Source organism: Flavobacterium sp. GCM10023249, assembly GCF_042653365.1.
In the GTDB taxonomy this organism is placed as follows: Bacteria; Bacteroidota; Bacteroidia; order Flavobacteriales; family Flavobacteriaceae; genus Flavobacterium.
The window spans coordinates 35,333-54,086 of sequence record NZ_JBHSHZ010000002.1; the positions used below are offsets into that span (position 1 = coordinate 35,333).

Here is an 18,754-nt window from a genome sequence, read left to right on the forward strand (position 1 = left end):
TTTTTAAAATTTATGCGAATTGACAAATACCTGTGGTGCGTTCGTTACTACAAAACACGAAACATGGCAACTGAAGCCTGTAAAAAAAATCAGATTACCCTTAACGGAAATATTGCTAAGCCATCCAAAGACATTCTTCCTGGAGACAAGATCACTTTCAGAAAAGACCAAATCACCTATATTATAAAAGTATTGGCAATTCCTGATAATCGTGTTGGCGCTAAGCTAGTCGACTTGTACAGAATCGACGAAACACCAGCCGAAGCCTTCGCTCATTTGGAAATGCTTAAACTTTCAAAATCCCATTACCGAAAATTCGGAGAAGGTAGACCCACCAAAAAAGACCGTCGTGATTTAGACGAATTTGAATTTGATTTTAACGAAGAAGAAGAAGATGGACCTGAATAAAGACTATTGGGAAAACCGATACAGTCAAAATGATTTTCCGTGGGATACAGGAAGCATCACAACTCCTTTAAAAGAATATTTTGACCAGATTCAGGATAAAAACATCCGTATTCTGATTCCGGGTTGTGGCAACAGTTATGAATTTGAATACTTAGTCGCCAACGGATTTCAAAACGTTTTTGTACTAGACTACGCCCCAACCCCGGTTCAAAATTTAAAAAATCGTTTACCCGAATCGTACCATAAGCAAATACTTCAACAGGATTTTTTTGAACATGACGCTTCTTATGATTTAATCATAGAACAGACTTTCTTTTGCGCATTATCTCCGGAATTGAGATCTAAATATATCCAAAAGATACATTCGCTGCTTTCTGAAAACGGTAAACTAGCCGGTTTACTATTCCAATTTCCACTAACAGCAGCTGGACCACCTTTTGGTGGCAGCAAAAAAGAATATGAAAATTTGTTTTCTTCATTATTTCATATTAACGTATTGGAAACTTGTCATAATTCAATCAAACCACGACAAGGAAACGAACTCTTTTTTATCTTTACCAAAAAAACAACACTATGAGCCACAACACGATCTTAAATCATCAGGAAATCGATTACAAAATCAAACGAATTGCATATCAGATTTATGAAACCTTTATTGAAGAAAAAGAGATTGTAATTGCAGGCATTCAGGGAAACGGGTTAGTTTTTGCTCAAAAACTAAGTACCATACTAGAATCAATATCGCCTATAAGAGTTATTTTGTGTGAAGTCAAAATTGACAAAAAGAATCCCAACACAACCATCACCACATCTATTGACAAAAGGGATTACACCGAGAAGGGATTAATATTAGTCGATGATGTACTAAATTCGGGCACAACGTTAATCTATGGTGTACGCCATTTTCTGGATGTACCACTTAAAAAATTCAAGACTGCAGTATTGGTTGACCGCAATCATAAAAAATACCCTGTAAAAGCCGATTTTAAGGGCATTTCACTTTCAACCTCGATTTTAGAACACGTTCAAGTCGTTTTCGAAGACAATAACAATCACGCCTATTTAGAATAGGCGTGTGATTTCATCTACAATTTCTTCCGGAGACTTATCATCTACCACAACTGTGTATTTACATTGATTATAATAGTAACTTCTATCAAAAAGATGTTTAGCAATATACTCAACGGTTTCTTCATCATTCAAATTGTGCAATAACGGACGCTTTGCTATTTCATTTTTAAGCCTTCCAACCAACACCGGAATACTTGCTTTCAAATACACCGAAAAAACATCCTCATTTTGAAGATAAACATGATTATTGGCATAACATGGCGTTCCTCCACCTGTACTTAATATATAAGAAGCATCCTCTTCTATTACTTTTTTGAAAATTTCATGCTCTTTTTTACGAAAAAACACTTCTCCCTCATCGGAAAAAATCTCCATAACCGATTTTTTTAGCTCATTTTCGATTAAAAAATCTAAATCTCGAAAAGTCAAATCGAGTTTATCCGCCAAAAGTTGACCGATTTTCGTTTTACCTGACCCCATATAACCCACTAAGACAATTTTTTTCATAATTATAAATCCCTATAAATAAACACTTTGAAAACCATTTTAAAAAAAAGACAAATTTATTATCATTTTCCTTTGAAATGTTAAAAATAAGGTATTATATTTGCACCCGCAATCAGGAAATGATTTCGACTCCGTAGCTCAGCTGGTAGAGCACATCACTTTTAATGATGGGGTCCTGGGTTCGAATCCCAGCGGGGTCACAAATTTGACCGAATTAATTTCTTGAAAGCACTGACTCCGTAGCTCAGTTGGTAGAGCACATCACTTTTAATGATGGGGTCCTGGGTTCGAGCCCCAGCGGGGTCACAAAAAGTCAAACGCAAGTTTGACTTTTTTTGTTTCAGGCCTTGTGGAGGAATTGGTAGACTCGCCATCTTGAGGGGGTGGTGTCGCAAGACGTATGGGTTCGAATCCCATCAAGGTCACTTTTTAAATAACGCTTTGATAAAAGGCCATTTGGGGCAAGCCCAAATCACTTCCAAATCTTCCAATACTGAAGATTCTTCATCTAGAAAACGTAAAATCTTATCCGGACGTACTTTTGTAAACATTCGTGTAAAAAGGTTTTTACCTAGTGCATTTTCATCATACAGCACACTTACAAACAATCGATCATAAAAAGTAAACCGATTAGGGCTTTTAAAAAACCTAAAATCGATTGTTCCTTGCTTTAATTGTGCAACAACCCTATCAGAAAGCACATCCGAATTTCTAAAAGTATAACCTGTACTCGCTTTTGTCCAACCACCAGCCGTACCAATATGCAAGATCTTCTTCGAATTGTTTTGCCAAAACGGATACGAAGTCATGGGTATATTCCCTTTTTCTTTAGCTGTTATCGTAAAACGTTCAATTCCCTGAGATTTCAAATAAGATACTATTTCAGTCTCATATTCCTCATCCGACAACACATTCGGCGAAAACAAAGTATATTCCACTAAAGCTTCATTGACAGACACAGGCAAAAGATACATAAATCGGGTATTGCCTTTCTGCTTGACCGAAAAATCCATAAAAAAGGCCTTGGAATCATCAAAAACAGGCACATCAGTCTGCACAAACCAACCAACAAAATGCTGTTGCAACAAAGGATATCGGTTTGACTGCATTACCTTTCGATCCAATACCGAATTAAAGAAACACAATCCCTCAAATTCACTTTTATCGGTTTGTACCACAACGTACGATTCGTATTCCTTGAATGAAAATGTTTTCTCTCTCACGATTTGAATAGCTTTGTTCTGATACACTTCTTCAGATACAAAATCATAAAAAGATTGAGATTCTAGCATTTTATACACAAATCCCCTTTCAAGACAATTCACATTCACATCTTCAGTCATAAAATAGGCTTCTTCCCAAGCCTTTTTAAGTAAAAAATCCCAAGAACCGCTACCTTCCTCCCAAAAACACCATGTTCTGTCATTTCGTTTTTGCGTTTCAGGCTCTATTACCAATATTTTTTTTCCATCACAAACCCCAGCCCGAATCATTTTATGCAAAATCATCAAACTCGACAAACCCATTCCGGAAAAAATATAATCGTAACGCATCTTTATTTAGATATTTAAGCAAATATAACCAAATGATGAAATTAATTTTTAAATTTGTTTAACATAAAGTTAAAAAGAATGAACAATATCAAATCCATTTTCAGTATAAAAGATTTGGAAAACCTATCCGGTATCAAAGCGCACACTATACGTATTTGGGAAAAACGATACGGGATATTACAACCAATGCGAACCGAAACGAACATCAGACTTTATGATGCACAAAATCTCCAAAAACTACTTAATGTCGTTTTATTACACAATCATGGATACAAGATTTCTAAAATAGCCAATTATTCAGATGAAGAAATACCCACTATTGCACGTGGAATTATCTCTGAAAAAAGCATTCATCATCATGCGATTAGCGAATTCAAATTAGCCATGATGAATTTCAATCAGTTTCAATTTGTAAAAACATATGAAGAACTAATCAAAGAAAAACCATTTTATCAAATTTTTGAAGAAATATTCATACCATTACTGAATGAAATCGGTTTGTTGTGGCAATCTGAAACCATTTCACCGGCTCACGAACACTTTATCAGTCATTTAATACGCCAAAAGATTATTCTTCACACCGAAAAGGCGCAATTGGAAACAAACATAAAGAACGACAAAGCCTACATTCTGTATTTACCTCAAAATGAAATTCATGAAATCGGCTTGCTTTACCTTAACTACGAACTCATCCGCCACGGATGTCATACCATATATCTTGGAGAAAGCATCCCTACTGACAACCTTCAAGATGTTCAGAAATACTTTGACAACATCGTTTTTGTAAGTTATTGGACAACACAACCTAGCCCAGATACTATTGAAGAATATATCGATAATCTAAAAAAAGAAATACTAACCTACGGAAATTCAGAATATTGGATTTTGGGAAGACTTGCAACATATGTAAAAAAGGAGTATATTACTCAAAATATAAAAGTCTTCAACAGCATAAAAGAAGTTTTAAGACAATTAAACAATTAAATCTATTTTTTTGTTTAACTTTTTTATATATTTGTTAAACAAATTATGGAAAAAAAAGTCATTATTATCGGTTCTGGGTTTTCATCCCTTGCTGCATCCTGCTATCTAGCTAAAGAAGGATGGAATGTAACTATTTATGAAAAAAATCAAACTATTGGCGGGAGAGCCCGTCAATTGAAAAAAGACGGTTTTACATTTGATATTGGTCCTACATGGTATTGGATGCCAGATGTGTTTGAACGTTTTTTTTCAGACTTCGGACAGAAACCTTCCGATTATTATGAACTCATCAAATTATCGCCAGCTTATCAAGTCTATTTTGGAAAAAACGACACTGTCACAATTGATGACAATATAGAAGCCATTAAGAAAACATTTGAGGCAATAGAGCCAGGAAGTGCACTTCGGCTGGAATCCTTCTTAAAAGAAGCTAAAAACAACTATGATATTGCCATTAAAGATTTAGTTTATCGTCCGGGATTGTCACCTTTAGAATTAGTTACGGTTGAAACTGCAAAAAAAATAAATCAGTTCTTTAGTAACATTTCTAAGGAAATCAGAAGTCGATTTAAAAGCAAAAAGTTAATACAAATACTAGAATTCCCTGTCTTATTCCTTGGCGCTAAACCGTCGAACACACCTGCCTTTTATAGTTTTATGAATTATGCTGATTTTGGGTTGGGTACTTTCCACCCGAAAGAAGGTATGTACAGTGTGATTCTCGCCTTGGAAAAATTAGCGTTAAAGTTAGGAGTAACGATAGTTACTAATTCCAACGTTGAAAAAATAATTGTAAGTAACGGAAAGGCTAAAGCCATTCAAATGAATGGAGAAATCATCGAAGCAGATGTGATTTTATCTGGTGCAGATTACCATCATTCTGAAAGTTTATTGGACAAAGAACATAGAACTTACTCTGAAAAATTTTGGAACAAAAAAACATTCGCACCTTCATCCCTACTTTTTTATGTAGGTTTTGATAAAAAAATTGAAAATACAGAGCATCACACCCTATTTTTTGATGTTGATTTTGATGAGCATGCGAAAGCTATTTACGATCAACCCAATTGGCCTAAAAACCCTTTATTTTATGCCAGTTTCCCTTCTAAAACCGATAAAAGTACTGCACCAGAGGGTAAGGAAGCTGGTATTTTTTTAATTCCTTTAGCGCCAGACCTTGAAGATACTCCAGCTTTAAGAGAGGAATATTTCCATAAAATAATGGATCGTTTTGAGCAATTAACTGGTCAAGAAGTGAAAAACAGCATTCTATTCAAAGAATCCTTTTGTGTGAATGATTTTGTTAAAGAATACAACTCGTACAAAGGAAATGCATACGGAATGGCAAACACTTTGCTACAAACTGCTTTCCTTAGACCTAAACTAAAAAGTAAAAAAGTAAAAAACTTATACTTCACTGGACAATTAACAGTACCGGGACCTGGTGTACCACCGTCTTTAATTTCAGGAAAATTAGCCGCAGAATTAATTCAAAAATATTCATAAAAAAAGACCATGAAATCACTTTTTGATACCGTTTCGTTTGATTGCAGTAAGATTGTCACTAAATCGTACAGCACTTCATTTTCCTCAGCCGTAAGAATGTTGGCCCCCAGTATTCGTCAGGACATCTATAACATTTATGGTTTTGTTCGCTTTGCCGATGAAATTGTTGACACATTTCACGATTATGATAAAGAATCCTTATTTGCTCAATTCGAAATGGATTTGGAATCAGCACTGGAAAATAAAATCAGTCTCAATCCTATTTTGAACTCTTTTCAAGATACCGTTCACAAGCACAAAATACCTTACAGCCTGATAGCTGATTTCATGAAAAGCATGAAACTTGATCTCACCAAAAAATCCTACACTACCAATGAAGAATACGAGGAATATATTTATGGAAGTGCGGATGTTGTTGGGCTAATGTGTCTTAAGGTTTTTGTAAAAGGAAATAATGAACTGTATGACAAATTAAAAAATCCGGCGATGCGCTTGGGTTCTGCATTTCAAAAAGTAAATTTTTTAAGAGATTTAAAAACTGATCATGATGAACTTGACAGAACTTACTTTCCGAATACGGATTTAAACAACCTAAACGAAGAAGCTAAGACTGAAATCATTAAAGACATTGAAGCCGATTTCGCAGCAGGATTTCAAGGTATTAAAAATTTACCCATAGAAGCTAAATTTGGAGTATATACTGCCTATATCTATTATAAAAAATTGTTATCCAAGTTACACAAAACACCTTCAACTGAAATTAAAAACACAAGGATACGTGTTCCCGATTATCAAAAAGTAAGTTTACTTGCCAATTGTTATGTAAAATATCGATTGAATTTACTCTAACTCATTCATTATGAAATCACTTATCGCACTCCTTTTAACATTCAGTATCAACTCATTTGCACAACAAAAAAAATTAGATATTGAAAAAGATTTAGCCTATTTGGTTGGAAAATGGAAAGGTGAATTAACCTATTTGGACTATAGTTCAGGAAAACCCTATACCATGCCGGCAGAAGTTTTTATAGACAAAATTGACAACTACAATTATCTTTATCAAAATATTTATCCTAACGAACCAAAGGCCAATTCAACTGACACATTGGTCATTTCAAAAGACGGTGCATTATTCAATAAAAAAAGCATTAAAAAAATTAAACGAACTAAGCTTGCTATTGAAATAATTACTGAAATTAAAGGTACTGATGGAAATGATAAAAAAGCTGCACTATTGAGAAATACCTATTTTATATCTTCAAAGAAATATACAATCATTAAGGATGTTCAATTTGAGGGTACAAAAAATTGGATAAAAAGACACGAATATTCATTCACTAAAAATTAAAACAATGCTACTTCATCTATTGGTTTTTATACTTACTTTTTGCTTTATGGAATTCATGGCTTGGTTTAGCCACAAGTACATAATGCATGGTTTTTTATGGCATCTGCATGCTGATCATCACAAAAAAGATCACGATTCTTGGTTTGAACGTAATGATGCCTTTTTCTTGTTCTATGCAGCAGTTAGCATTGGTTTTTTCCTCCTATGGCAAAATAATATTTTAGCAATAGGCCTAGCAATAGGGCTGGGTATTTTCGCTTATGGGTTAGCCTATTTTACAGTTCATGATATTTTCATACACCAACGATTCAAACTTTTTCGAAATGTAAACAACCGTTATGCAAAAGCAGTCAGAAGAGCACATAAAATGCATCACAAACATATTGGTAAAGAACATGGAGAATGTTTTGGGATGTTACTTGTACCCAGAAAATATTTCAAACAATAAAAAAGCGACCATTAGGTCGCTTTTCAGTTTTATTTTTTTGACGCCGAATTCAATTCGTCACTGCCCGGTAGATTCATTCTTTTAGTCAAGAGTGAGATTTCATTAATATTAAAGTCTCCTGTCAAAGACATTAATACGGTTTCATTTCCTTTGACTCCAGTACCTTCAATAAACATTAACAATTCACTTACATTATTACTACCTGCTATTGACTTCACAAAGATTTTGGAATTCTTGCCGTTTTCATTCATACGCATCAATTCATCCATCTTAACACTTCCCAAATACTTATCTACTGTTGAACGCATATCTGCTGTAGTTTTGGCACTCGAAGTTTTATATACTTTTAAATTTTCCAGTTTTTTGATAAGGTTCAGGTAAGCAATATCTTCCTTACTTTCCATCTTAACTTTACTCATCAATTCAAACATTTTTTTGTTAACGACAACAGAAGAAACATTTTCCTGACCGTCGTATTTATCAAAAGTAGTTTGAGCACCACCATAAAAGGGTAACAAAATCAGGGCGAATAATACTACTATCTTTTTCATCTTTTATTTTTCTTTTTTGAATACTTTGTTTTTGACAATTTCATATTCTTTTAAATGTTGTGCATTTTCCATGCCAGAATTGATATTCGAAGATAATAAATTCAACGCTTTTTGAGTTTCAAGAAAAGCTTCTTCGGGCGTTTTAAAAGTACCTAGTTCATTTTTAGCCTCTTGCGACTCAATATTATTCGAAAAAAAAGTAATTAAACCATATATTCCTATTACCGAAAATAAAATCAAACTCCAAACCAGCGTTCTACTTATCTTAGATTTTTCATTCATAACTATGTCAATTTTGTACAAGATAATGAGAAAATTCGGTAAAAAAAAATCCCGATTTAATCGCTTAAACCGGGACAAACAAAAAACTCAATATTTCTAAAATAAGAAATTGAATCCAATCTTGAAGTTTCTGCCTCTTGTACTGTAACCTCTGGCTTCCACAAAATCTTTGTTTAAAACGTTATCCACTGCTAAAAACGCGTTGAACTTATCTTTAATCAATGCATAACGCAAATTGGTATTCACTAATTGATAATCTTTTAAAATTTCATTAATCACTGTTGGAGTCCAAGTAATTGGATCATAAATAGTATACTGCGTCAATCTATCAGAAACAAATTGATAGGCTACATTAATTCCTAAACGTGATGTCGCTGTAAAATCAACAGACGCATTTGCTTTGTGTTTTGGATTTAAAATTCGGGATTGTTTTTCCAACTCTGTAAAAGTATAATTGGCATTCAATTTTACTTTATCATTCACTTCATAAGAAACCATGGTTTCAAAACCATTTACTTTGTTTTTCCCTTCAACATTGAAATATTTGTAAGTTGTCATATCAAATCCTATTGCATTTTTCTCTTCTCTATGAAAAAATACAGCATTAATATTCAGCTTTTTATCCAAAACATTCGCGTCGAAACCAGCTTCAATTGTAGCATCTTTTTCGGGAGTAAGATCTAAACGACCATATGGAGAATACAACTGGTATAAACTTGGTGTTACAAAAGCTGTACTATATGACGCCAATAATTTAAATTTCGAATCCAAGAAATTGAAAGAAGGATTTACATTGAAAACTAAGTTTTCACCATACTTACTATGCATGTTATAACGAGCACCTGCATTCAGATTGAAACCTAAATCAGAATTATAAACTACTGTAGCATACGGATCAATCATATTGAATTTTGCCAATTCTTTTACGATTGAGTTGCTTGGGCTCCAGTTTGACATATCATGAAACTGGAATTGTGCTCCTGTCACCACAAAAAACTGTGTTGAAATTTCATATTTATTATACAAATCGGAATTTACGCTTCTCGATTTGTAATCTGTTGGTGTGCCGTAAGAAAAGAAATCTCTGTTTATTAAATTCGCTCCAGAATTGATTACAAATTCTCCATTGTTATATTTATATTTTGGTGTAAATCCAACACGATATTGTTCGGAAGTACTGAAGTTCGTTAAATCATCTGCAAATGAACCAGTGTCAAATTCGTTTTTCATTCGGTCGTAATTCGCAAAAATGTCGAACGATAATTTCTTAGTTGGGGTAAAACCAATTTTAACCACAGAATTCACTCTCGAAAAAGCATCATTTTCAAAAATAGATGCGCTGTTAACTGGTTTAGCTTCCGAAATACCATCGGAAAAAGTACTATTTAAACTTGCTGAATAGTTGAATTTCTCCACGGAACCACCAATAGAGAAACCTTGATTGAATTCATTTGGTTCATAGTTATTGTTTTTATCAACAGTTTCCTGCGAACCCACATTCATATATGCATTCCCTTGAAATGCTTTTTTTGGTGATTTTTTTAAAGTAATATTGATAACTCCAGCTGCCGCACCAGTACCGTATAAAGTACTTGAAGCACCTTTTAAAATTTCAATACTTTCCACCTGATCCACAGGAAGTAAACGCATATCAAAAGCTAAAGTAGGTCCGGAAGCATCGGTAACCGGAATACCATCAATTAAAATTAAAGTCTGATGGTTTCTACCGCCTCTAATGTAATAGCCTAAATCTTTTCCATTACGGCTTTGATTTCCATTAATTTCAACACCAGCAACGGTACTTAAAACTGTGGCTAGGGACTGTCCTTGTTTCTTTTTTAAATCTTCCGCAGTAATCTTCACAACAACTTTACCCGATTTCTCTTTTGACAAAGCAAATTTTGAATCAGAAACCACTACTTCATTCAAATTGCGGATAGAATCATTTTCTTGAGCGAATACACCAAGAGAAGCCAATACAAAAGCACTGACCATTGTAATCTTTTTGTTCATTTTAATTAAACATTTGTAATACTAAATTGGGAGAAAAGTATAGAATTTACCCATACCCAAACCTTTTTTCCCGAAAGTTTGATACTCAATGTACTAGGCAGGTCTCCTGGCTTGCGTCCTGTTGTTTACCTTCCCATTTCCTATTTTAAAACGAAACAGTGGTGTGTAGATAACAACAAGCTAATTAGCTTACAGTTGCGGGTACAGCTTAGGCATTTAACCTAATTCCCTTTTAATGCGTTTTCACTACTTGTAAAAACGACAACCTCAATACGGGTGCAAATATAGAGTTCCAATTAGGAATAATGCAAATTTTATCTACTTTTTAATTATTATATTAAAAAATGTTAAATCAAAAAGTTTATTTCTTTTTCTTTTTATATCTTTTATATAATATCAAAGAGATCACTAAAATGTGAATAAAAACGATTGTATAAATCGCAAACATGAATTCTTTAGAGCTTGTATTCATTATTTAAATTATAACTTTAATTACCTGACCGAATTCTACCGAATTAGAGAAAGCGTCTTTCAGTTCAAGGTGCATTATTTTACATAGAAAACTGCGAATTACACCAGCGTGAGTCACAATAACAATAGGTAGTTCTTCATGGATTAATTGCCCATCCATAAACGTTAAAACCCTATTGTACAAATCAACAAATGATTCGCCTTGAGGAACTTTCACAGTCACAAAATCCTTCATCCAAGGATCGACTTCATCGGACGGAATTTCATCCCACTTTTTCATTTCCCAACTACCGAAATCCATTTCCATTAAGCGTTTGTCCACAGTATAATCAGATGATGACAGGAAATTGGCTAAAATAGTACAACGTTGTAACGGACTAGAATAAAACAAGGCTTTTTCTGGCAATTGTTTTTTGATTTCTTGAAACTGATCCATATATGGCTGCCGCAATTCAACATCGGATTGCCCATAACAAATCCCTTTTTCACAAACTGTTTCTGTATGTCTGATTAAATAAATTTCCATATTGCAATAGTCGATAGATAAAAAACAACTTCACAAACTTGCTGTGTGGCACCTAAACAATCTCCTGTATAACCGTCAATCCATTTTTGAAAATAACGAGCCAGATAAATACGCATCAAAAAGACAGGAATCAGCGTCAAAAGCAACCGCCATTGAAAAAATGCAAGTACAAACAAAGGCAGTAATCCAAAAAAGAAAGCACCAACTACTTCGCGCCAAGTATAACTTTGGGCAATCGGTTTACTTTTACTGTTGGCATCTTCACGGGAATATTTATGGGTAAAAACAATAGAAATAGCCGCCAGACGACTTACTGCATGTGCCGAAATAAATAACAGTACTATTACATTTACATATGGTTCTCTTGCTTTTCCCAATAGTACACTTTCTCCAATCGAATAAAACTTAAGCATGAAGAGTAATATCAATCCAATGGCACCATAAGCCCCAATAGCACTGTCCTTCATAATCGTCAATATCTTTTCTTTCGTCCATCCGCCTCCAAAACCATCGCAGACGTCGGCAAATCCATCTTCATGGAAAGCTCCTGTGGTTAATATAACGGCGACAATTGAAAAAACAATAGCTATTCCGGTCGAAAAAACACTATTAGCCAAATAGAAAGTCACAAATGAAATCATTCCAACAATCCAACCCACCAAAGGAAAATAACGGGATGCTTTATTGAGATATTCCGGATTGTGATCGATGTTCTTCGGACACGGAATCCGTGTATAAAACATCAGCGCAGTAAAAAATATATCGAGTTCTTTTTTCATTCTGTTTTTTCTTTATTACTTACACCAGCCGTTTCAAAACTGGCCATTTCATTCAAAAACGCTACGGCCGATTGAATGATCGGAAAGGCGATGGCACAACCGGTTCCTTCTCCCAATCGCAAATCCAATTGCAAAACAGCTTTGGCATTCATATAATTAAGCAGCTTTCCATGTGCTTGTTCCGCTGATTGGTGACTGAATATAGCATTCCGGATTATTGCCGGATTCATTTTATAAGCAATCAGAAAAGCAACACTACAAATGAATCCGTCAACCAAAATAAGCATGTTATTTTTAAAAGCTTCCAACATTCCTCCCGCCATTTGAAGAATTTCAAATCCGCCAAAATAAGCCAATTTGTTCTCCAAATCCTCCTTTCCGGTATACGATTCAATCGCTTTTCTCAAGATATCACTTTTGAATTTCAGCTTTTCTGCATTCACACCCGTTCCTTTACCGACACATTCTTCAATAGAAATACCGGTTATGATACTCATCAAAACCGAAGCTGTAGAAGTATTTCCGATTCCCATTTCACCAAAACCGATGCAATTGCATCCTTTTTTTGCAATTTCGACTACAATGTCACTTCCCTTTTCAAAACAAAGCTCCATTTGCTCCAGACTCATTGCCGCACCATGCAGGAATGATTGCGTTCCTTTATCTATTGCATTCGATATCAATTTCGCATTGGGTGGAAAATCATAATTCACACCAGCATTCACAATCGACAATTCGATATCGTGTTGCTTGCAAAAAACATTGATAGCTGCACCACCTTCCAAAAAATTGGTCACCATTTGTCGTGTAACATCCTGTGGATAAGCACTAACACCGTGGACTGCAATTCCGTGATCTGCTGCAAAAACAACTATTGAAGGTTTCTTGATTTCCGGTCTTAAAGTTTGATATACGGTACCGATTTGTTTGGCTAAGGTTTCCAACACACCTAAAGCTCCCGTTGGCTTAGTTTTGTTATCGATTTTATGTTGCAATTCTGATGAAAGTGAGTAAAAATCGTTCCTCTCTAAATTCTCATTTTGTATTCTTACAACTTCATCTTTATGCATTTCGGTAATTTCTGTAACCGAAGGCTTTTCCTCTTTTTGCTTCCAATCCAATTGTTGTAACATCGGTTGGTTGTTATAATCGGTGGCAGGTTTACCGATACAGAAATACCCTAATGGTTCTATATGTTCCGGTAAGTCCAATAGTTTTTTGAATTGATAGTAATTCAAAATCGAAACCCAACCCATCGAATAACCTTGTTCAGTTAATGACAGCCAAATATTTTGTGCTGCACATACCGCGCTAAACTTTATTGCTTCGTTACTCCCTACAGTTCCAATTGTAAAACTATTCAGTACTGAACGGTCGTAACAAATCACCATTCCGAGCGGAGCTTCCTCAATAGCTTCCAGTTTTAATGCTTGGTATTGTTCTTTTTGTAAAGCAGTATCGGTTTGATTCGCTGCCTTTTCATCGTATTCCAAAAACAGCTTCTTGATTGCTTTTTTTATTTCGGTCGATTTGATGATATAATACCTAGTAGCATTGGTCAACCCCACAGAAGGAGCCCAATGTCCAGCCTGTAAAGCCTTCTCTACAACCGAATCAGGTACGGCATCACTTAAGAAATGACGCGTATCACGGCGGGATTTCATAATATCATCTAAATAACTCATACACTTAATTTTGTGGGTTCCCAAACAACAAAACAATAATCGTTATAGATTTGTTTGGTAAACTCTGGCACTTCAATCGCTTCAGAAAATAACGGACAATTGATGACCATTGTATGGAATTCCCCATTCTCGCCACAAGAATCGATTCCTTTCGCTTCTAACTCTTCTGCCAATTCTTTAGTCATTATTTTACCGAGGTAGTGCTCCCCCATTTGAGTATTACAGGAAACAATCATAGTTTCGATTCCGTTCGCGAGCATTTCTTGAACTAAATCGATGCGATTCTGTTGCCATAAAGGCAAAACTGCTTCTAAACCTGCTGCTTTACACACCTTTTCTTCCCACTCTCTATGCGGCTCTAAGTCAATATCCCCAAAAACAGCAGCATCTAATTCAAATTCTGCTTTTAGCGTTTGTAATGTTTCTATAAACTTAGCTTCATAATCATTCCATGTTGCAGGAATTGCTACTAGAGGCAAATTCATTTTGGCAGCCTGCTCTTTTAAAATACGCAAAGGCAATCCATGCGAACGAGAAACTTTACCGTTTTCATTCATCATATTCAGAAGGACTTTCGGTTGTAAACCCAATTCAACCGCTTTCATCATTGCGAAGCAGGAATCTTTTCCGCCACTCCAGGAGGTCATAAAATTCATCTTATCCTTTTATTTTTACAGGAATACCTGAAACCATCAAAACAACCTCATCGGCATTTTTAGCCAAGAACTGATTCATCCAACCTTGTAACTCTGTAAATTTTCTTCCAATATGAGTTTCGGCGTGAACTCCCATTCCAATTTCATTGGTAATAATGATTATTGTAGCGTCTTTTTGTGCCATCAAGTCATTGATTTCAGCTTTAGCTTGTTCTAAACACAAAGCCACATCATTTTTGGCATCTACGAAGAAGTTAGTCAGCCAAAGAGTGACACAATCAATAATGGCAACTTTTCCTGAAAAATTGAGTGTACTCAGGTGTTTCTCTTCTTCGACATTAATCCATCGTTCATCTCTTTCAGCCTGATGGCGGTCAATTCGTTTTTGGAAATCACCATCCCATTTTCTGGCAGTGGCCACATACATTGGATTGGCTGAAAGTTGCATTGCCAAATCCTGTGCATAACTACTTTTCCCGGAGCGTTCTCCTCCTGTTATAAGATATATCATTATTGTAAGTCTTTCAATTTATAGGGACAATGGCGGCAATTGTTGTTGCAGCAATGTCCTCTTTTTAAATGGTACCACGATTTAAAAACATACTTTCCATCCTCAAGATAATAATCAATCCCTTCGATCAAATGAGGAGCCAGAGGCAAATCTTTTGCAATATTGTCATGAGCTGATTCTGGTGTTACGGTTTGTACATATTTGTCAATCTTAACCGAACAAGCTTCTTTAAAACAATTGGGACATAAACAATCAATTACATCGGAAGGAGCAAAAATAGGTGGAAAATCATTACACCAACATTTATTCCCGTCAACAGAATCTCCACAATTGAACTCGGTTTTACAAGTCGAACATTTTTTAACACGTAAGGTATTCATGCTGTAAAGATAGTGTTTGTGGATTTTTGGCATAAAAAAGAATCCGAATTTTTTTGCAAATTCTTTTACCTTTGCGAGAATGAAACACAAACTAATGAAGACTTTTCTTTATAAAGCCCTTTTTATTTCTTTTTTAGCATTCACGATTGGTTGTAAGAAAAAGGAAGTCATTGCTACATCACTACATACAACTGCTCCAAATGATATTCAATATGCCAGTGGATTATCTATATACAAATACAATGGTTATTCTGTAGTGAAGGTAACCAATCCATGGCCCGATGCGAATAGGGATTTTACCTATATACTTCAGGAGAAAAATGCTGTAGTTCCCGACAGTTTACATCAATACACTACCATTCCAGTACCGTTAAAATCAATAGTAGTTACCTCTACCACGAATATTCCGTTTCTAGAAATGCTGGGCGTTGAAAACAAATTGGTTGGATTTCCACATACCGATTACGTTTCGTCCCCAAAAACAAGAGCATTAATAGACCAAGGTATTGTTAAAAACGTAGGACAAAACGAACGTTTGAACATGGAGAAACTAATTGATTTATCTCCGGAACTGATTGTAACTTTTGGTGTAGACAACAATAATCCTATGATTAAAAATCTAGAAAAAAGTGGCTTAAAAGTTATGATTCAAGGGGATTGGATGGAACAATCACCTCTTGGAAAGGCAGAATGGTTAAAATTATATGCCGCTTTGTTTGGAAAGGAAAAGGAAGCAAAACAATTGTTCGAGACTATTGTAAAAGAATACGAAACTGCTAAAACCTCAGTAAAAAATAAAAAAGCAAAAGCTACTGTTTTATATGGTAATATGTACCAGGACCAATGGTTTGTAGCCAAAGGAAACAGCTGGGTAGCACAATTCCTAAAAGATGCCAAAGCCAATTACTTGTGGGCAAATGAAAAAGGTACTGGAAGTTTGCCACTGACTTTTGAAAAGGTATTGGAAAAAGCCAAAAATGCAGACGTTTGGATTGCTGCTGGTACTTTTAAGACATTGAATGATTTATCCTCCAATAATCCGCATTATACTCAATTTGATGCATTTGGAAAGAAAAATGTATATACTTTTGAGAGCAAACTAGGTGCAACCGGAGGAACCATTTATTATGAATTGGGGCCAAGCCGCCCTGATTTGATCCTGAAAGATTACATCAAGATATTTCATCCAGATATACTACCGAATTACACACTAACCTTTGCTGAAAAACTGAACTAAATTGTCGAATCAAAAACGAAATATTCAACTATTTGTAATTCTAGCAATAGGTTTACTATTCCTTTTATTGGTTAATATCAGCTTTGGTTCGGTAACTATTCCATTTGAAGAAGTTATCAATAGCTTAACCGGTGGAAAAGCCAGTAAATCTACATGGGAATATATTATCATTAATTACCGTTTACCCAAAGCGATTACCGCAATTTTGGTGGGAATGGGGCTTTCTATCAGCGGGCTTTTAATGCAAACCTTATTCAGAAATCCATTAGCCGGACCCGATGTATTGGGTCTAAGCTCTGGCGCCAGTTTGAGCGTTGCCTTTGTGATATTAGGAGCTGGTTTAGTGCCTTCCTTTTTAGGTTCGATTTTCCTATCACCCTACGGCTTAGTAATTGCATCAACAATAGGAAGTTTTGCCGTATTACTTTTGGTATTGCTTGTTTCCCAGAAACTAAGAGACACCATGGCCATATTGGTCTTAGGATTAATGTTCGGAAGTTTTACAAGTGCAATTGTTGGTATATTAACCTTTTTCAGTTCTGCGGAACAATTACAGAAATTCACCTTTTGGTCTTTGGGGAATCTTGGAAACCTTTCTTGGTTATCCATTATCATACTGGCATTTTCGGTACTTTTAGGTTTACTAATCAGCATGCTGTGTATTAAACCTTTGAATGCTTTGTTGTTGGGCGAAAATTATGCCCGAAGCTTAGGTTTGAACTTCAAGAGAACCCGATTACTCATCATATTTGCAACGAGTATTTTGGCAGGAAGCATTACTGCTTTCGCCGGACCAATTGCCTTTGTGGGATTAGCAGTACCGCATATAGCCAAATTACTATTTCAGACAAGTAATCATTTTATTCTCTACTGGAGTACATTACTTCTAGGCGCCGCTATTATGTTAATTTGTGATGTCATTTCACAAATGCCTGGAATGGAAATTACTTTACCCATCAATGCCATTACCTCTATTTTTGGAGCGCCGGTAGTAATATGGTTGTTAGTCAGAAAACAAAAAATAGTGCGTTAGTGATGAAAAAAGTACTAAATACAGATCACCTATCGATTGGTTACCCTACCAAAAAGGGAAATATCGTGATTGCTGAAAACCTGAATTTGGATTTTCATGAAGGAAAACTTATAACCTTGATTGGCGCCAACGGCATTGGTAAATCGACACTATTGCGAACTATTACCGGAATTCAGAAACCGTTGCATGGGAAGGTCTACTTGAATGATAGAGACATCCACTCCTATCAACTCCAGGAATTGGCACAGCAACTTAGCGTTGTACTCACAGAAAAACTGCCACCTAGTAATTTAACCGTTTACGAATTGGTTGCCTTGGGTCGTCAGCCTTACACCAACTGGATAGGAAAAATGGCACCCGACGATTATGAGAAAGTCATTAATGCCATTGAACTGACTAACATCGAGGCAATAGGATACAAAAAACACTTCGAAATAAGTGACGGACAATTACAAAAAGTACTTGTGGCCAGAGCATTGGCCCAGGATACACCATTGATAGTTTTGGATGAACCCACTACCCATTTGGATTTACACCATAAGGTTTCACTATTCAAACTATTGAAGAAATTATCGAAAGAGATGGGAAAATGCATCCTATTTTCTACTCATGATATTGATTTAGCCATTCAATTGAGTGATGAAATGATAGTTATGACCAAAGACGGTATCGTTCAGGATGATCCTTGCAAACTAATTGAGAGTGGTATCTTTAATACCCTTTTTGATGATGATGATATCCTGTTTGATGAACAAAAGGGTAAATTTATCTTTAAATAACAATCCTTCTAAAAAGTAGTTAC

The 18,754-nt window shown here is 35.3% G+C and carries 22 protein-coding genes, 3 tRNA genes and 1 riboswitch; of the genes, 14 read left to right on the plus strand and 11 right to left on the minus strand.

Features of this window, described 5'->3' with window-relative positions:
- Positions 1–12 precede the first annotated feature (12 nt).
- The 3 genes from ACFO7M_RS00160 to ACFO7M_RS00170 are packed head-to-tail and all read left to right on the plus strand — an operon-like array spanning position 13 to position 1,479.
- Positions 13–408: an RNA-binding S4 domain-containing protein gene (locus ACFO7M_RS00160; RefSeq protein ID WP_379733284.1), complete on the plus strand. Its 396-nt coding sequence runs from the start codon at positions 13–15 to the stop codon at positions 406–408.
- Positions 395–985 (plus strand): methyltransferase, encoded by a 591-nt coding sequence (locus tag ACFO7M_RS00165; RefSeq protein ID WP_379733287.1) that lies wholly within the window; start codon positions 395–397, stop codon positions 983–985. The genes ACFO7M_RS00160 and ACFO7M_RS00165 overlap by 14 nt, the downstream gene beginning before the upstream one ends.
- Positions 982–1,479 carry a phosphoribosyltransferase domain-containing protein gene (locus tag ACFO7M_RS00170; protein ID WP_379733290.1) on the plus strand — a complete coding sequence of 166 codons (498 nt, stop codon included), beginning with the start codon at positions 982–984 and terminating at the stop codon, positions 1,477–1,479. Before ACFO7M_RS00165 ends, ACFO7M_RS00170 begins: the two co-directional genes overlap by 4 nt.
- Here ACFO7M_RS00170 and ACFO7M_RS00175 read toward each other — a convergent pair.
- Complete coding sequence (locus ACFO7M_RS00175; protein ID WP_379715090.1) at positions 1,471–1,986, minus strand: shikimate kinase; 516 nt, start codon at positions 1,984–1,986, stop codon at positions 1,471–1,473. The genes ACFO7M_RS00170 and ACFO7M_RS00175 overlap by 9 nt on opposite strands.
- 127 nt (positions 1,987–2,113) lie before the next feature.
- Here ACFO7M_RS00175 and ACFO7M_RS00180 point away from each other — a divergent pair.
- From ACFO7M_RS00180 to ACFO7M_RS00190, 3 genes are all read left to right on the plus strand, one after another.
- Positions 2,114–2,186: transfer RNA gene (locus tag ACFO7M_RS00180), tRNA-Lys, on the plus strand.
- A gap of 33 nt (positions 2,187–2,219) precedes the next feature.
- Positions 2,220–2,292: transfer RNA gene (locus ACFO7M_RS00185), tRNA-Lys, on the plus strand.
- A gap of 37 nt (positions 2,293–2,329) precedes the next feature.
- Positions 2,330–2,411, plus strand: a tRNA-Leu gene (locus ACFO7M_RS00190).
- Here the strand turns inward: ACFO7M_RS00190 and ACFO7M_RS00195 are convergent.
- Positions 2,409–3,539 (minus strand): lycopene cyclase family protein, encoded by a 1,131-nt coding sequence (locus ACFO7M_RS00195; RefSeq protein ID WP_379733293.1) that lies wholly within the window; start codon positions 3,537–3,539, stop codon positions 2,409–2,411. The two genes, ACFO7M_RS00190 and ACFO7M_RS00195, sit on opposite strands and share 3 nt — an antisense overlap.
- Before the next feature lie 78 nt (positions 3,540–3,617).
- Here ACFO7M_RS00195 and ACFO7M_RS00200 point away from each other — a divergent pair, with 78 nt between their 5' ends.
- The 5 genes from ACFO7M_RS00200 to ACFO7M_RS00220 are packed head-to-tail and all read left to right on the plus strand — an operon-like array spanning position 3,618 to position 7,828.
- Positions 3,618–4,523, plus strand: coding sequence for a MerR family transcriptional regulator (locus ACFO7M_RS00200; protein WP_379733296.1), 906 nt, complete (start codon positions 3,618–3,620; stop codon positions 4,521–4,523).
- A 45-nt stretch (positions 4,524–4,568) separates the two neighbouring features.
- Positions 4,569–6,029, plus strand: a complete 1,461-nt coding sequence (locus tag ACFO7M_RS00205; protein WP_379733299.1) for a phytoene desaturase family protein — start codon at positions 4,569–4,571, stop codon at positions 6,027–6,029.
- Positions 6,030–6,038: 9 nt separating this feature from the next.
- Complete coding sequence (locus ACFO7M_RS00210) at positions 6,039–6,878, plus strand: phytoene/squalene synthase family protein (RefSeq protein ID WP_379715098.1); 840 nt, start codon at positions 6,039–6,041, stop codon at positions 6,876–6,878.
- Between the two features lie 10 nt (positions 6,879–6,888).
- Positions 6,889–7,380, plus strand: a complete 492-nt coding sequence (locus ACFO7M_RS00215; RefSeq protein WP_379733302.1) for a hypothetical protein — start codon at positions 6,889–6,891, stop codon at positions 7,378–7,380.
- 4 nt (positions 7,381–7,384) lie between these two features.
- Positions 7,385–7,828 (plus strand): beta-carotene hydroxylase, encoded by a 444-nt coding sequence (locus ACFO7M_RS00220; RefSeq protein ID WP_379733305.1) that lies wholly within the window; start codon positions 7,385–7,387, stop codon positions 7,826–7,828.
- Between the two features lie 29 nt (positions 7,829–7,857).
- Here ACFO7M_RS00220 and ACFO7M_RS00225 read toward each other — a convergent pair whose 3' ends face one another.
- The 9 genes from ACFO7M_RS00225 to ACFO7M_RS00265 all read right to left on the minus strand — a co-directional run bounded on the left by ACFO7M_RS00225 (position 7,858) and on the right by ACFO7M_RS00265 (position 15,715).
- Positions 7,858–8,379: a DUF4252 domain-containing protein gene (locus ACFO7M_RS00225; protein ID WP_379733308.1), complete on the minus strand. Its 522-nt coding sequence runs from the start codon at positions 8,377–8,379 to the stop codon at positions 7,858–7,860.
- Positions 8,380–8,382: 3 nt separating this feature from the next.
- Positions 8,383–8,661, minus strand: coding sequence for a hypothetical protein (locus ACFO7M_RS00230; protein ID WP_379715105.1), 279 nt, complete (start codon positions 8,659–8,661; stop codon positions 8,383–8,385).
- A 96-nt stretch (positions 8,662–8,757) separates the two neighbouring features.
- Entirely contained in the window at positions 8,758–10,674 is a 1,917-nt protein-coding gene (locus ACFO7M_RS00235) for a TonB-dependent receptor plug domain-containing protein (RefSeq protein WP_379733311.1), read from the minus strand.
- 78 nt (positions 10,675–10,752) lie between these two features.
- Positions 10,753–10,959, minus strand: a riboswitch (cobalamin riboswitch).
- A 190-nt stretch (positions 10,960–11,149) separates the two neighbouring features.
- Entirely contained in the window at positions 11,150–11,671 is a 522-nt protein-coding gene (gene cobC, locus ACFO7M_RS00240) for an alpha-ribazole phosphatase (protein WP_379733314.1), read from the minus strand.
- Positions 11,656–12,450 (minus strand): adenosylcobinamide-GDP ribazoletransferase, encoded by a 795-nt coding sequence (locus ACFO7M_RS00245; protein WP_379733317.1) that lies wholly within the window; start codon positions 12,448–12,450, stop codon positions 11,656–11,658. The genes cobC and ACFO7M_RS00245 overlap by 16 nt, the downstream gene beginning before the upstream one ends.
- Positions 12,447–14,135, minus strand: a complete 1,689-nt coding sequence (gene cobT, locus ACFO7M_RS00250; RefSeq protein ID WP_379733320.1) for a nicotinate-nucleotide--dimethylbenzimidazole phosphoribosyltransferase — start codon at positions 14,133–14,135, stop codon at positions 12,447–12,449. Before cobT ends, ACFO7M_RS00245 begins: the two co-directional genes overlap by 4 nt.
- The gene (locus ACFO7M_RS00255; RefSeq protein WP_379733323.1) at positions 14,132–14,791 is read right to left on the minus strand and encodes a diphthine--ammonia ligase; all 660 of its coding nucleotides are present in this window, start codon (positions 14,789–14,791) and stop codon (positions 14,132–14,134) included. Before ACFO7M_RS00255 ends, cobT begins: the two co-directional genes overlap by 4 nt.
- A gap of 1 nt (position 14,792) precedes the next feature.
- Positions 14,793–15,302, minus strand: a complete 510-nt coding sequence (gene cobU / locus ACFO7M_RS00260) for a bifunctional adenosylcobinamide kinase/adenosylcobinamide-phosphate guanylyltransferase (RefSeq protein ID WP_379715117.1) — start codon at positions 15,300–15,302, stop codon at positions 14,793–14,795.
- Positions 15,302–15,715, minus strand: a complete 414-nt coding sequence (locus tag ACFO7M_RS00265) for a DUF5522 domain-containing protein (RefSeq protein WP_379715119.1) — start codon at positions 15,713–15,715, stop codon at positions 15,302–15,304. Before ACFO7M_RS00265 ends, cobU begins: the two co-directional genes overlap by 1 nt.
- Before the next feature lie 61 nt (positions 15,716–15,776).
- Here ACFO7M_RS00265 and ACFO7M_RS00270 point away from each other — a divergent pair, with 61 nt between their 5' ends.
- Genes ACFO7M_RS00270 through ACFO7M_RS00280 form a run of 3 tightly spaced genes read left to right on the plus strand, consistent with a single transcriptional unit; the run spans position 15,777 to position 18,731 of the window.
- A complete protein-coding gene (locus ACFO7M_RS00270; RefSeq protein ID WP_379718963.1) occupies positions 15,777–16,919 on the plus strand; it encodes an ABC transporter substrate-binding protein in 1,143 nt (380 codons plus the stop codon).
- A 1-nt stretch (position 16,920) separates the two neighbouring features.
- Entirely contained in the window at positions 16,921–17,952 is a 1,032-nt protein-coding gene (locus ACFO7M_RS00275) for an iron chelate uptake ABC transporter family permease subunit (protein WP_379715121.1), read from the plus strand.
- 2 nt (positions 17,953–17,954) lie between these two features.
- Positions 17,955–18,731, plus strand: coding sequence for an ABC transporter ATP-binding protein (locus tag ACFO7M_RS00280; protein WP_379733326.1), 777 nt, complete (start codon positions 17,955–17,957; stop codon positions 18,729–18,731).
- The last annotated feature ends 23 nt before the right edge of the window (positions 18,732–18,754 follow it).